The 15,080-nt window shown below is 57.0% G+C and carries 9 protein-coding genes; 3 read left to right on the top strand and 6 right to left on the bottom strand.

Annotation, left to right across the window (positions count from 1 at the left end):
* Positions 1 to 211: 211 nt before the first annotated feature.
* The 6 genes from BLU78_RS07280 to BLU78_RS07255 form a co-directional block, all read right to left on the bottom strand.
* Positions 212 to 1,138 carry a BT4734/BF3469 family protein gene (locus BLU78_RS07280; protein WP_010262569.1) on the bottom strand — a complete coding sequence of 309 codons (927 nt, stop codon included), beginning with the start codon at positions 1,136 to 1,138 and terminating at the stop codon, positions 212 to 214.
* Positions 1,139 to 1,217: 79 nt separating this feature from the next.
* The gene (locus tag BLU78_RS07275) at positions 1,218 to 2,699 is read right to left on the bottom strand and encodes a DNA primase family protein (RefSeq protein WP_010262566.1); all 1,482 of its coding nucleotides are present in this window, start codon (positions 2,697 to 2,699) and stop codon (positions 1,218 to 1,220) included.
* Positions 2,700 to 2,701: 2 nt separating this feature from the next.
* A complete protein-coding gene (locus BLU78_RS07270; protein ID WP_010262562.1) occupies positions 2,702 to 2,980 on the bottom strand; it encodes a DUF3853 family protein in 279 nt (92 codons plus the stop codon).
* 159 nt (positions 2,981 to 3,139) lie between these two features.
* Positions 3,140 to 3,937, bottom strand: a complete 798-nt coding sequence (locus BLU78_RS07265) for a hypothetical protein (RefSeq protein WP_010262559.1) — start codon at positions 3,935 to 3,937, stop codon at positions 3,140 to 3,142.
* 7 nt (positions 3,938 to 3,944) lie between these two features.
* Complete coding sequence (locus BLU78_RS07260; protein WP_009597218.1) at positions 3,945 to 5,201, bottom strand: site-specific integrase; 1,257 nt, start codon at positions 5,199 to 5,201, stop codon at positions 3,945 to 3,947.
* Between the two features lie 309 nt (positions 5,202 to 5,510).
* A complete protein-coding gene (locus BLU78_RS07255; protein WP_010262552.1) occupies positions 5,511 to 6,230 on the bottom strand; it encodes a Dph6-related ATP pyrophosphatase in 720 nt (239 codons plus the stop codon).
* Positions 6,231 to 6,277: 47 nt separating this feature from the next.
* Here BLU78_RS07255 and BLU78_RS07250 point away from each other — a divergent pair, with 47 nt between their 5' ends.
* From BLU78_RS07250 to tamL, 3 genes are all read left to right on the top strand, one after another.
* A complete protein-coding gene (locus BLU78_RS07250; protein ID WP_010262548.1) occupies positions 6,278 to 7,816 on the top strand; it encodes a cobyric acid synthase in 1,539 nt (512 codons plus the stop codon).
* A gap of 226 nt (positions 7,817 to 8,042) precedes the next feature.
* Positions 8,043 to 12,767, top strand: coding sequence for a translocation/assembly module TamB domain-containing protein (locus tag BLU78_RS07245; protein WP_010262547.1), 4,725 nt, complete (start codon positions 8,043 to 8,045; stop codon positions 12,765 to 12,767).
* Positions 12,742 to 15,054 carry a translocation and assembly module lipoprotein TamL gene (gene tamL, locus BLU78_RS07240; RefSeq protein WP_010262546.1) on the top strand — a complete coding sequence of 771 codons (2,313 nt, stop codon included), beginning with the start codon at positions 12,742 to 12,744 and terminating at the stop codon, positions 15,052 to 15,054. The genes BLU78_RS07245 and tamL overlap by 26 nt, the downstream gene beginning before the upstream one ends.
* The last annotated feature ends 26 nt before the right edge of the window (positions 15,055 to 15,080 follow it).

Below are 15,080 nucleotides of genomic sequence, written 5' to 3'. Positions count from 1 at the left end.
GCGTACAGAAACATGGTCTTTATGCACATTTTATCGAACCCTATTCCGAAAAGATATCATACCCCATGCGAAATGGCCGTTTTCTTTCATTATAGGACAACAAAACACTTCAACCCAAAGAAATCCATTACCTGACCATTTAAAATGCGCATATATGGTCTATTCAAATAAAAGAATGAAAATTAAATCTATTTTCGACAGGTTCATATTTTTAACCTTTCTCATCACTAACCCCAAAGTCAGCAGCCGCATCCAACCCATGTTGGCGAACAAAATAGAAGAACGAGCGAATGGTTACCTGATTTGCGCAGTTTCCTTTCGAAAGGCCGCTAAACAACCTATCCGTTTCGACATAGCTGTACCGGGGATGGAAACTGCTGACCCGATGAAATAACTCCCGGCCGAAATCCCCGAAGGCGTTATGCAACGCATAGCCTATCCGCAGCCAATTTGCATAACCTGCGGTAATATCTACCTTTTTCTGCTCGATTATCTGGATATACTTGAGCACCTCTTTCAGCGGTTCGTCTTCGCTGTCCGTTCCGGGTAGAGTTGCGTTCCCGGTAATGTCAGGCACAGCCGCGCCGTCCGTCAATCCCTCGTATATTTCAGCCTCTTGGTTGATATATGGCTCCGGATCGTAAGACACGAACCGTTTTCGGGAAATGTCACAACAGGACGGGTCTATGGTAATCCCCATCGCGGAAAACTTGGTCTGCAAACTCCGGAAATGCAACAGTAGCTTGTTAGGCTGCGCTATAGGGACAATCGCATAGTATCCTTCACCGCCGACAGACCGTCCGCAAAATGCGACATAAGGTAGTCTACCGAGCTGATCTTTCAACCTGTCATACCCCTCGATCTGCAGATTATCTTTCCTGTCGATGTCCATACAAATCAGTCCGGTGGGTTTCAGCAACGTGTTTGCCGCCCCGCCCCGGAACAAACCTGACGGCGTGAATGCAGGCAGTCGAGTTTTCAACTCCTTTTTCTTCCTTGCGTCTAATTCTGTCCGGACAGCCAGAACACAGGATTTGTAGCGATTTGTGGTCAAGAGGTCGATTAGAGTCGCTCTTACCGGGAATTTTGTATAGATGTGCTCGTAGTAGCTGACAGCTACATCCAGTCTGTTTTTCATGCCGAAAACTTTTAATACTTCGGCCCAAGGTTGGCCGAATGGTTAAGAAGGTTAATTTTATGAAGATTTAGAATGAAATTTATTCTTCATCGGATTTATGTTTCTTCAAATACGCAACATTACCCACGTTTATCGTCGAAACCTGAATACCGTATGATTTAAGCCGCTTGATGAAATTGGGTTTGGTCAAATGGTAAAACCCGTTTTCCTGACAATAGTATTTATATTCGATATATAAATCGACAATTTTTGTTTTCACATTGACATCCGATTTATACCTCTCGTCGTTCAGGAACTGCCTCAAACTGTCGGACTGCAATCTGTAATCTTCAACGGCTTTTCGCGCAGCAATACATTCGGTAAATCCATTCTGTTTCAGAAGTCTTGCAAGTCCGCGAAGCACCCAATTGAATACTCCGGCAAGCTCGTTTTCGATAATCCGGCTATGTAAGTCCTTAATCTGTTCTTCGGGCGGAATCGTTACATCGAAAGGGACAATCAGAAACCGACGGAAATAAGCATCCGTAAACTCGTTACCTCTCGGAAGTTCATTACAGTTAAAAATAAGCCGGGCATAGTGCGTAAGATGAAACGGCTTGCCATAGGGCAACCGGGCCGACACAGGCTCACCGGAAACAAGTTGCTTAAATATGGACGACTCCAATTTGCCATTGATTTCACTCGCATAGTTCACCAACTTATTCGCTAACTGCGCCCGGTAATATCCACTCCCATCGGTCAAATCCTGCAACGAATGACAGATGACATTTTCAGCGCCGAGCAGGGCGTTTACAATTTCGAAGAACACCGACTTACCGTTCGCGCCGCCGCCGTAGAGCATCAATGCCTTTTCCTCTTTCAGAATCGTATTGCCCGTCTTTATAAAGAGGTAGCCGATGTATTCGGCCAGCACCTTTCGGGCGGATTCATCCGGCTGTACTTTGGACAGGTATTTGTCGAAGAGAGGAGCCGCCGCATCTGGATTGTATTTGAAAGGGAGCTGATGCGTCAGAAAATCATCCTTGCAGAATTTCCGCAGTTTCCCCTGACCGTTTCTAATCTCATACGTTCCGTTCAGTAGATTTATAAGCACCACATTGGAATTGGCCGCCGGGCTTTGCAAATAGGACTGCATCATAAACTGTTCGAACAGTTTCTTCCCGAATTGGTAGTATTTGGACGATACGATAGGAACGCCCATCCGCTCCGAGGCTTTCAACAGAAATTTCTGGAAGGCATCGACATCGAGCCTCGACCAGAACATCCCGTTATACAGGTATATTTCGTTCTGATTGCGGCACAGCCCCCAATCGTTTTTTTCGGCCAACCTCGCAATCTCCTCAATGGTGAAAATCACGTAGTGTTTTTCATTGACTTTCATTTTCAACAGTTTCTTCTGAATGCTCTGCGCCATATCGCTGTCAGGGGCGCATCCGGCAAGCTGTTTTTGGAGCAGCTTCGCTTCGGGGTAAGCCAAATTCTTGAAATTGACAGGAGTTACCTGTTTCACCAAGGTATTCAGTATATCCTGTTGTAGTTCTGCATAATTAATCGTTCCCATACTTATTCCCTTCCTAACGCTTTAAGTACCTTTTCGGCATCGAATACGATTTTCTTCCCTGCCTGCGAGTAGCATCCCCGCAAACGAGGATCGTGCTTAATCTTATTCGCAGTAGTGCGCGAACAGCCGAGTAGTTCGCACAACCCACGCAGACCATAGACCAATCGAGGCTCCTTTACCTCGGCGGATTCAACTCTTTGGGGTGCGGCTAAACGTTGGAGTTCCAAAAGTTCCTCCCCGTTCATCTGCCACACCGGTTTCTTTAATAGTACGTGTATCATTGTATAATTTTTAATTTTTGCATCGACGTATCTGGCCAGTATACTGCTCTGCGGAAACAAAACTACACAATGATAAATCTATAATCAACTGATTCCAAACAAACTACCCACCCATCTTCCAATGGGCGGGTAGTGAGCGGGTATCTGAAAATAAAGCATTTACACCGAGCGAGTATTTATGCTTTTCGCTATCTCTTCCAAGATTCCATAATCTTTTGTCGGTTCTCCTTTCTTTGGATTCGACAATTCACCTATAGTTTTATTGTTTTTTAGAAAAAGATTTCGGGCATTCCTTTTCTTACCACGAGAAATTGAAGGCTTTCTTGTAAGCAGTAAAATTAATTCGCCGATAGCTTGCTTGCTTCTATTCCAGCGTAGCGGCTTGAAATCTTCTGGATACAGACCGCCGCCGAACACATAGTTAAAATGCGTCTGATTCGTTTTCTCCGGCAGGAAGTGACCGTCTTTAGTTAGTTTCCCATATAAATATTGACATTGGGCAGGATCAAATTCGAACAAATGCGGCGGTATTCCTGCATTTTTTGAAATACTTTCATCAGAACGACCATTCACAAGCTCCTCAATCCGCTCCATCTCTGTTTTAACGTATCGCTCGTATTTAAGTATTTCCATCTGAATAGCTGACGATGTTTTAATTCGTTTCTTCTCTCCGTTCGGATAGGTGTCCGATAACCATTGCGCGATAATTTGAAGTTCATTCTTCAACCACCCATAATAGAGTACGGATTTCTCCAGATCGCCAGCTTCCACCCGATTTATAGTTCGTTCTGCGATATATTCTTGCTCCGCCTTGTCGTACATTTTCAGACGGCGTGCTTTCAAAAGCTCAAAATTATGAGTCGGATTTATCGGAGCATCCGGATCCATCGCTTTAATAAAATCATAAACAGGTATTTGCTGTTCGTTATCTCTGATGAAATAAATTTTATCATCCATATCCTAACTATTTTTCATTAAACAATTTCATCGCCTCGGCTTTAGCCGAATCCGCAATGGCTATATAGGGCTTCATCGCTTTATAGTCGCTGTGCCCCGTCCATTTCATCACCACTTGCGGGGGTATGCCCATCATTATCGCATTGCTTATAAATGTCCGCCGCCCCGTATGTGTACCCATCAGTTCGTATTTCGGATAAACCTCATCGACCCGTTCGTTCCCTACATAATAGGTAACCGTTTCGGGTTGATCCAGACCGCACAATTGGCCGAGTTCCTTGATATAATCGTTCATCTTTTGATTCGATATTACGGGCAATGCCTTATTATCCTCAAACGGAACCCCGTCGTATTTATCGAGTATTGCTTGACTGTATTTATTCAGGTCGATTGTAAGGCTGTCCGCTGTTTTTACCGTTGTAATATGAAGCGCCCCGTTTTTGATATCAAACCGTTTCAGATTATAGACATCCGAATAACGCAGCGAAGTGAAACAGCAAAAGCAGAAAACATCCCGAACCCGATCCAAATATTTCTTACTCTCCGGTATCGGAAAGTTGTAAACGGTCATCAGTTCATCCCAAGTGAGGTAAATGATACGTTTCTCGGTCGTTTTCAATTTGGGCTTAAAGGAGAGGTAAGCCATATTCTTGTGGTAACCATTGTTCGCAGACCATTTCAGAAACCATTTTAAGAACCCCAACTGCTTTCCTATCGTGCTGTTGCGAAGCCCTTTTTCGTCCCGAAGATGAGTAATGAAATCCGCAAGTCCCTTTTCCGTCAGATCGTCGAACGACAAGTTTGGCGAGAAGATATACAGATGATTCCGCAGGGCGATGTATTTTTCATACGTACCGTGCGTCCACCCGTTTATATTTCCTATCTCCTTAATGAACTCATCGAAGACATCGAACAGCGTTTTTTCACGTATCTCACCCACGTCATCCAGTTTGTTTTTGTTGGTGTTGATATTTTGCTGAATCAGCTCCTTGGTAACCTTCAGTTTTTCAGTCAGGCATTTATTCTCGAAATCAATACTCTGCTGAACGATATTATTGAGGTGGGAATTGATGACGTTGTACGTTATTCCCTTCGCATTGGACGCCCCCTGCCTGACCTTCTGCTTGGAACTGTCCCATTTCGCAGGGTTGATACTGTACCCTACGGACGTAAGAAGCCTTATTCCGCCGATGGCTATGGAAACACGTATCGGGAAATCCCCGTGTTTATCGCCTCTGCTGTTCAGATAAAAGTTTACCGCCATATTCTACATGAAATAGTTACGCACAAATATAAGCACACTTTTCCATAAAATACGATAAACTACAAAAAACTATTCTGAACTATGCAAATATAAATCACTTTAATACAGTACTATTTATCAATTAATCCGAATCAATGTGAATTATAGGTTATGAAGCCTCTCTCTCCGCTGAAAAATTTACACGTTTCACACATCAAAAACACACTATTCCAAAGATAGTGTGTTTTTCTTTTGTCCGGATAGAGAGTCCGCTCCTGAGCGTACCGACAAAAACAGATACGCGAAACAGCACAACGGGCTGCTCCGACCTCAGGAATTCTCCGGCAGAATGAGGTTGGCGGAACAATAGGCGTGTTTCTGCACGGTGCCGTCCTCCAGTTTGGCCGAATAGGTGCGGCGCATGGGTTTCCCCAGCGAAAATTCGACAGGGATACGGAACATCCCGCCCGCATAGCAAACCGTGTGGAACTCCCCGTTCTCACCGCAGGGATCAACTCCCTCCGGAAGCTCCGCCACAAAGGCCCGGTCGTACTCGCGGCCGACAAAGCGTTCGTCGAGCAGTGCGGCGTTGGTCGTCACGACGACGGTCCGCAGCCCCGAGGCGAAAAATTCCTCGGCAACGGCTTTCGTATCGCATCCCCACAGCGGCTCGACGACCGTAATGCCGCAGGGAGCCAACCGGCGTTCACGGTAGGCACGCACATCCTCGAGACAGATGTCGCCGAAGATAAAGTGCCGGACTCCGAGCTCCTTAAAACGGTCGACGGCTTCGGACATGGCGGCTTCGCACTCCTCCATCGAGCCGTTGGCCGGAAGTTCGACCACCTCCAGCGGTAGCCCTATGCTCCCGGCCTGACGGCGCAGCAGCCAGATCGGAATGCCGTGCATCGGGGAACGACGGGTGTCCCGGCTGACCGTAGTCAGCATCGAGACCACCTCATAGACACCCTCCTGCAGGACGCGGTAAAGGGCCAGTGCGGAATCTTTTCCGCCGCTCCAGTTGAAAACGGCCGGTATTTTCGGATCCATGGGCAACGAGGTTTTGAAAAGACAAAAATAAGAAATAATATTGTACCATGAATAAAGGCTATCCCCACATTTACACCGGAAACGGCAAAGGCAAGACGACCGCCGCTTTCGGACTGCACCCGATCATGTTCGCCGGAACGGGCAGCGACGTGGGCAAGAGCCTGCTCGCTGCGGCTTTTTGCCGCATTCTCCGGCAGGACGGATACGACCCCGCGCCGTTCAAAGCCCAGAACATGGCCCTGAACTCCTTCGTGACGGCCGACGGCGGCGAAATGGGCCGGGCGCAGGTCGTACAGGCCGAGGCCGCAGGCGTGGAGTGCCACACGGACATGAATCCGCTGCTGCTGAAACCCAACACCGACAAGGTCTGCCAGGTGATCCTCAACGGCCGGGCCGTCGGGAACAGCTCCGCCGCCGAGTTTTTCCGCGCCGGGCCCCAACGGGAGGCGCTGCGGCGCGAGGTATGCGCGGCTTATGACCGGCTGGCGGCCCGCCATAACCCCGTCGTGCTCGAAGGCGCCGGGAGCATCAGCGAACTGAACCTGCGCGACACGGACCTCGTGAACATGCCGATGGCGGCCCATGCCGGGGCGGACGTGTTCCTGGTGGCCGATATCGACCGCGGAGGCGTGTTCGCCTCGGTGTATGGGACCATGCAACTGCTCGAAGAGTGGGAGCGGCGCCTGGTCAAAGGCATCTTCATCAACAAGTTCCGGGGCGACCTCGGCCTTTTCGACGAAGGCCGCCGGATGCTGGAAAAGCTCTGCGGCATCCCGGTGCTGGGCGTGATCCCCTACCTGCGCGACGTGCACATCGAAGCCGAGGACTCCGTAGCCCTCGACCGGCGCCACCGCCGGGCCGAACCCGGAAAGGTCAACATCGCGGTCGTACTGCTGCGCCACCTCTCGAATTTCACCGATTTCGATACGCTGGAACGCCGCCCCGGCGTCTGCCTCTACTACACCGACTCGCCCGAAGCGCTCGACGACGCCGACATCATCTTCCTGCCGGGCTCCAAAAGCGTGATGCCCGACCTGGCGGAACTCCGCCGCAAAGGGCTGGCCGACAAGATCGTCCGGCTGGCCGAGGAGGGACGCACCGTCGCAGGCATCTGCGGCGGTTACCAGATGATGGGGCACACCATCCGCGACCCGCACCGCATCGAAAGCGACACCGAGACGATGCCGGGACTGGGGCTGCTGCCCGTCGGGACCGTACTGACCGGCGAAAAGATCACCCGGCAGGTCCGGTTCACCCTTCCCGGGGACGACCGCACGGGATCGGCCTATGAAATTCACATGGGACGCACCGCACCGCTTCCCGGACACCCGGCGGAACCGCTCGCACGCCTCGCCGACGGAACCGGCGACGGCTGCGTCGCCGGGAACTGCCTGGGAACCTACCTGCACGGAATCGCCGACAATTCCCCGTTCATCGACCGCCTGCTGCGGCCCTTCGCCGACCGGCTCCCACGGACCGAAGCCGTCGATGCCCGCACCTGCAAGGAGCAGCAATACGACCTGCTGGCCGACCATGTGCGCCGGAGCACCGACATGGAACAATTTTACCGAATCGTAAGCGTCTGAACAGCCCGGCACGGGGAACGGCCCTCCCCGACCTTCCGTAAAATACGAACGGAAAAGACCGTAAATGTCCTGAATGAGACCGTTTATCCGAGTCCGGACATTTGCGTAATCTCCCGATTTTTAGTAATTTGCGACCGGAATTTCGTCCCTCGCACCCGGAAAGCCAATAAACGATTAGATTTCAATGGCTTGTCTTTTGCAGCGGACGAAACGGTCCGTTTTACAAATGCTGAAAAAGATCGTAAAATATACACTCCGGACGCTGCTCGTCATCCTGCTGGCGGCGTTGCTGATCCCCGCGCTGCTCTACGTCCCGGCCGTTCAGGACTTCATCCGGGGCAAGGCGGTCGGCTACGCCTCCGAAGCGCTCGGCATGGAGCTCTCGGTCGGTCGCATCCGCCTCGCCTTCCCGCTCCGGCTGACGGTCGAGGAGACGCTGCTGGTCGACCGGGCCGACACGCTCGTCGACTGCGGCCGGCTCTCGCTGGACGTGGCCCTGTGGCCGCTGATCCGGAAAGAGGTCGTCGTCCGCAGTTTCGAACTGGACCGGATCGCGGCCCATTACAAAGACTCCACGGGAGGACTGGAAATGCGCCTCGCCGCCGGACTGCTCTCGCTCGGGAAAACCCGGGCCGACCTCCGGGCCCAGAGGGCCGACATCGCCCGGATCACCCTCTCCGACGGCGACATCTTCCTCGACCTGACGGAATCGGCCCCTGCGGAGAAAGCCGACAGCACCGCTCCGTTGGCGTGGTCGCTCGACATCCGAAAGATCTCGATCCTGAACACCGCCTTCGGGATGCACACCTCCCCCGCCGTGACCGAACTCACGGTGCGCCTCGCCGACGGCGAAGTCGAGGCCTGCCGCGTCCGGCTCGACAGCCAGCAGGTCGACGTGAAAAGCATCCTGCTGGACCGGGGCACCTACTCCTACCTGACCGCCCCGGCCGATCCCGAAAAGGAACCGTCGCCCGAACCCGCACCCTCCGGCGACACGGCGCCCTCCCTGCCGTGGACCGTACGGGCGGGCAGCGTCGCGCTGACGGACAACCGGGCCGAGTACGGCACGCTGGGCCACCGCCCCGCCGCAGGATTCGATCCGGCACTCATCGCCCTTTCAGCCCTCGACCTTACGATCGACTCGGTCTACAACCGGGGCTCCGACATCGCCCTGCAACTTCGCCGGATGAGGTTCACCGAGCGCAGCGGCCTCTCCGTGCGTAACGCGAGCGGCCGGTTCGAAATGGACTCCACAGGCATTTCGCTCTCCGGATTCGAACTCGAAACGCCCTATTCCCGGCTCCGGGCCGACGTTTCGGCCGGCCCCGGCATCCTGCACACGGAGCCTGCCACACCCCTATCGGCAGACCTCTCGGCCGCGGTGAACACGAAAGAGATCGCCGCCCTCTACCCGGCGGCGGTCCCTCCGGTGCTGAACGACCGCACGGTCCGGATGAACCTGACCGCAGCGGGAACCCTGGCCGACATCAGTCGGTTCGGGCTCGACATATCGTCGCCCGGACACCTCGACTTCACCGCCGACGGCCGGGCGCAAAATCTGCTCGACCCCGAGTCGTTGAACGCCTCCGCCCGCTTCGAAGGCGATTTCCGCGACCTGGCCTTCCTCGTGGAACTGCTGCCCGACTCGGCCCTGCGCCGCCGTGTGACGATTCCCGACCAAATCCGGCTCCACGGCTCGGCCGGGACCGACCGGGGCGCACTCTCGGTCGCCTCGACACTTGCCGTCGATGCCGGCCGGATTGTCCTGAATGGCCGTCTCGACCCCCGAAAGGAGAGCTACGACGCCGAGTTCCGGTGCGACAGTTTCCCGGTCTACCGGTTCCTGCCGGCCGACTCGCTGGGGATGCTCGACCTCGCGCTGACGGCCCGGGGCGCCGGGTTCGATCCGCTCCAACCGCAGACCCGGACGAGCCTCCGGGCACAGATAGACCGCGCGGAGTACCGCGGCCGCGACTTCGGCGGCATCGCCCTGGACGCGGAGCTGGAAGACCACCGGCTTTCGGGCGCCCTCTCCGACCGGAACGAAGCCCTGCGGCTGTCGCTGCTCCTCACCGGCACACTGACCGGGGAGCGGCAGGAGGTGCGCCTCGCGGGCAAAGTCGCCGGGTTCGACCTTGCGCAAATGGGATTCACCCCGAAGCGGATCGGCGGATCGTTCCTGCTCGACGCCTCGGCCTCGGCCACCCGGCCGGGCTGTTATGCCGCCCGCATCGGACTGGACAGCATCGAAATCCGGAACGGCTCCCGCACCGACCGCATCCGCGCCACCAGCGTCTCGTTCGCATCCGACACCGCTTCGACCCGCGCCGGGGTGTCGTCCGGCGACCTGTCGCTGCAATTCTCGTCCCGCAATCCGCTGGACTCGCTGATCGCGGCCCTGACCCGGAGCGCCGACACGCTGGCGCGGCAAATCCGTCTCCAAAACGTCGACATGGAGCAACTGCAACCCGTGCTTCCCGATTTCGACCTGCAAGCCACCGCCGGACGGAACAACATCCTGAACAACCTGCTGAAAAGCCGGAAAGCCTCTTTCAAAGCGCTGGAAATCCGGGGCGGCAACCACGGCCCGCAGCCCGTCTCGCTCCGAATGCGCGTCGAAGGTCTCGCCTCGGGCGGCATCGTGCTCGACACCGTGCAGTTCGGCGTCGCGCAGCAGGGAAAACGACTGGCCTACCGCCTCCGTGCGGCAAACGCCCCCGGCAACCTCGACCATGTGGCGCAAGCCGCCCTCTACGGCAGTCTCGCGGGCAACACGGTCACGGTGAACCTCTGGCAGAAGAACCGCTCGGGACGCGAAGGGTTCCGCTTCGGGCTCGACGCGGCGTGGACCGACAGCCTGGTCCGTGCGAGCGTCACGCCCCGCAATCCACTGTTCGGGTTCGAACCCTGGGAGGTCAACCCCGGCAACTACCTCGTCTACCGCTTCGACAAACACGTGGAAGCCGACCTCGACATGACCCACGGCAATCAGCGGTTCGCGCTCCGGAGCGTCTCCGCCCCCGGCGCGCCCGACGGCATCCGCCTCGACATCGCCGGACTGAACATCGGCTCGATGCTGGAACTCCTCCCCTCGGCGCCGCCCGTCGACGGCGTGCTGGGCGCGGACGTGACGCTGAACCTCGCGCCCGACAGCCTGTGCGTCCGGGGTGACGTATCGGTGTCGGAACTCTCTTACGAAAAGCAACGCTTCGGGAATATCGACTTCGGACTCTTCTACGGCCAAGGCCGGGGACACCGGGCCGACGCCCGGCTCATGCTGGACGGCGCCGAGGTGCTGGCCGTCGCGGGCGACTACCGCACCGACCGTGAGAGCCCGCTCGACCTGACGGTCTCGGTTCCGGGGCTTCCCCTGCGTCCGGTCAACATCTTCCTGCCCGAAGATCTGCTCCGCCTCTCGGGCGATCTCCAGGCCAACGTACACGTACAGGGCACCCCCGACCGCCTGAAACTCAACGGCGGCATACGCTTCGCACAGACCGAAGTCCGCGTGCCGATGATCGGCACCTCGTTCCGGCTCTCGTCCGACACCATCCGCATTGCCGACAGCCGCGTGCGGTTCAACGACTACGCCGTCACGGCCCCGAACAAAAACCCGCTGACGATCCGGGGCAGCGTCGACCTCTCGGACTTCGCGCAGATGAAGGCCGACCTCGCACTGCGCGCCTCCGACTTCCAGTTCGTGAACGTCGCCCGCAAGGAGGGGGCCCCGGTTTACGGAAAAGCCTATCTCGACCTCGACGCCACGGCCCGGGGACCGCTCGACGAACTCGTCGTCCGCGGCAGCCTCGCGCTGCTGGGCGGCACGGACATCAGCTATGTCATGCAGGATTCGCCGATGGACGTGAAGGAGCGTCCGCAGAACGTCGTGACGTTCGTCTCGTTCCGCGACCTCGACGCGCAGGAGCCCCCCGAAGCGGCCCCGGCAGTCCGGATCGGCGGGATGGACGTGCTGCTGAACGTCGACATCAACAGCGACGTGAAAGCCGGCGTGGACCTCTCGACCAACGGCGAGAACCGCATCGACCTCCAGGGCGGCGGCAACCTGACCTACACGATGAATCCGCTGGGCGATGTGAGCCTCTCGGGCAAATACGTCCTCTCGGGCGGCACCGTGCGCTACAACCCGCCGGTCATCTCGCAGAAAATCTTCCGCATCACGCCCGACGGCTATGTCGAGTGGGTGGGGAATATCGCCGACCCGGCCTTCAACATCACGGCCGTCGAGACCGTCCGGGCCAACGTCTCCTCGAACGACCAGGATGCGCGCCCGGTGAATTTCAACATCTCGATCAACATTCGCAACACGCTCAACGACCTCGCGGTGAGCTTCGACCTCGCGGCCCCCGAGGACCTCACGCTGCAAAACGAGCTGAACTCGCTCACGGCCGAACAGCGCGCCACACAGGCGATGAACCTGCTGATCTACAACACCTACACGGGTCCCGGATCGACGGGCAAAGCCTCCTCGGAAAACCCGCTCAACTCGTTCATCCAGAAGGAGCTCAACCAATGGGCGCAGAACAACCTGAAAGGCGTCGACCTCTCGTTCGGCATCAACTCCTACGGCGAGGACGACCCCAACGGCCAGCGCACCGACTATTCCTACCGACTTTCGAAGAGCCTGTTCAGCAACCGCGTGCGGGCCGTGATCGGGGGCAAGATCAGCACCGACGCCGACCCGTCGCAGAACCTCAAAGAGAACCTGATCGACGATATATCGCTCGAATACATGCTCACCAAACGGGACAACATGTACCTGCGGCTGTTCCGCCACACGGGTTACGAGAGCATCCTCGAGGGCGAGATCACCGAGACGGGCGTGGGCTTCGTCATCCGCAAAAAGCTGCTGCGGCTGGGCGACCTGTTCCGGCTGACGAAGCGCAGCATCGAAAAACAGCAACGCAATGAATCCGAAGAACATCCGAAATAGCATCGTCCTGCTTGCCGCCGCCGCGCTGCTCGCGGCCTGCTCCACCACCCGGCGCCTGGGGGCGGACGAGGTTCTGTACACGGGTGTGAAGAAAATCCGCATCGAACCCGACTCGGGCGTCGTGCTCTCGGCAGCCGCCGAATCGGCCGTGAAGGAGCCCCTCTCCGTGGCTCCGAACAACCCGCTTTACAGCCCTTACCTGCGTACGCCTCTGCCGGTCGGCCTGTGGGCGTGGAACTATTTCTACACGCCGAAAGAAAAGGGATTCAAATACTGGTTCTACAAGCGGCTGGCCAAACAGCCCGTGCTGATCTCCAAAGTACAGCCCGAACTGCGCACGCGGGTCGCCGAGCAGGTTCTCGAAAACTACGGCTATTTCGGCTCCCGGGCCTCGGACTCCCTGCTCTACCGCAAGCACGGCCGCAAAGCCAAGGTGAACTACACGCTCCGGATCGCGCCGCCGTTCCGCTACGCGGAGATCTCCTACCCGGCGGTCGAGGGCGGGCTGAAACCCCTGGTCGACAGCATGCACGCTACCTCGCTGCTCCGCACGGGCGCGCAGTACAACCTCGACACCCTCACGCTCGAACGGCAGCGCATCGCGCGGCTCCTGCGCAACCGGGGCTACTACTATTTCCGTCCGGAATACCTCGAATACCTCGCCGACACAACGATCTCGCCGCAGCGGGTGGCCGTGCGGCTGAATCTCAAACCGAACATCCCCGCGGTGGCCCTCAAACCCTACCGCGTGGGCGACATCACCGTCCGTCTGACCAACATCCGCCCCGGCCCGACGGACACCCTCCGGCTGCGCAACGCAACGGTCATCGCCCAGCAACCGATGAAGATACGCCCCAAAATCCTGGCCCGGGCGCTCGCCCTCGAACCCGGCCAGCTCTTCACCGTCGATGCCCAGAGCCGCACGCAGACCAGTCTCAACAAGCTGGGTATTTTCCGTTCGGTCAACCTGAGCGTCACGCCGCTCGACTCCCTGCGGGGCGCCGACACGCTCGACGTCACGCTCGAAGCGCAGTTCGACTACCCCCTCGAAGCGGCCCTCGAGACCGACGTGACCACCAAGTCGAACAGTTTCATCGGTCCGGGCATCACCTTCAAACTCAGCAACAACAACCTCTTCCGGGGCGGCGAGGTCCTCGCCCTGAAACTCAACGGCTCCTACGAATGGCAGACGGGCAACCGGAATTCCGGAGGCCGCTCCTCGCGGCTGAACTCCTACGAACTGGGGCTGAACGCCAACCTCAACATCCCGCGACTGCTGCTGCCGGAGTCCATGACACGCCGCCTGCGCTATCCGGGAAGCACCTCGTTCCAACTGGGCGTGGACCTGATGAACCGCCCCAGCTTCTTCCGGCTGATCGCCTTCAGCGGCTCGGCGGGCTACAATTTCCAGACTTCGCCTTACAGCCGCCACGGGCTGACGGTCTTCAAACTCACCTACAACAAACTGCTGCACACGACCGAATCCTTCGACCGCACGATGGACGAGAATCCGGCTATCGCCATGAGCTTCCGCAACCAGTTCGTGCCGTCGATCGGCTACACCTACACGTTCGACAAGACCTACGGCGCCACGGGCAACCGCCGCCTCTATTGGCAGAACAGCGTCACTTCGGCGGGAAACCTCCTCTCGGGCATCCTGCGGGCCTTCGGCGAGCGGCAGCCCCAGCACCTCTTCGGCAACCGCTTCTCGCAGTTCGCCAAGGAGGTGAGCGAATTGAAATTCTACCACCGCCTCGGCCACCGCAACAACTGGCTGGCGACGCGCCTGCTCGTCGGTGTGGGCTATGCCTACGGCAATTCGGAGGTGATGCCTTACAGCGAACAGTTCTACATCGGCGGCGCCAACAGCATCCGGGCCTTCACGGTGCGTTCGCTGGGCCCCGGCAGCTACCGCCCGCCCCGCGACGACCGCAACGGCTACCTCGACCAGACGGGTGATTTCAAACTGGAAGCCAACGTCGAATACCGCTTCGGGCTCCTCGGGAAGCTCGGCGGGGCCGTATTCCTCGACGCCGGCAACATCTGGCTGCTGAAGAACGACCCCAAGCGCCCGGGTGCGGAGCTGAAATGGAAAGGCTTCCTGAACGAGATCGCACTGGGCACCGGCTTCGGGTTGCGTTACGACATCAGCGTCCTGGTCATCCGCGCCGACCTCGGCATCGGTCTGCACACCCCCTACCCGAATCCGGACAAAAAGGGTTATTACAACATCTCCAGTTTCAAAGACGGCCTGGGCTTCCACCTGGCCATCGGCTATCCTTTCTGACCCGCACAGTCGATAATCCGGGAGCA

The sequence above is a fragment of the Alistipes timonensis JC136 genome (genome assembly GCF_900107675.1).
Taxonomy (GTDB): domain Bacteria; phylum Bacteroidota; class Bacteroidia; order Bacteroidales; family Rikenellaceae; genus Alistipes; species Alistipes timonensis.
Note: the sequence above shows the minus strand (reverse complement) of the source record. Positions and strands in the feature narration are given on the sequence as shown.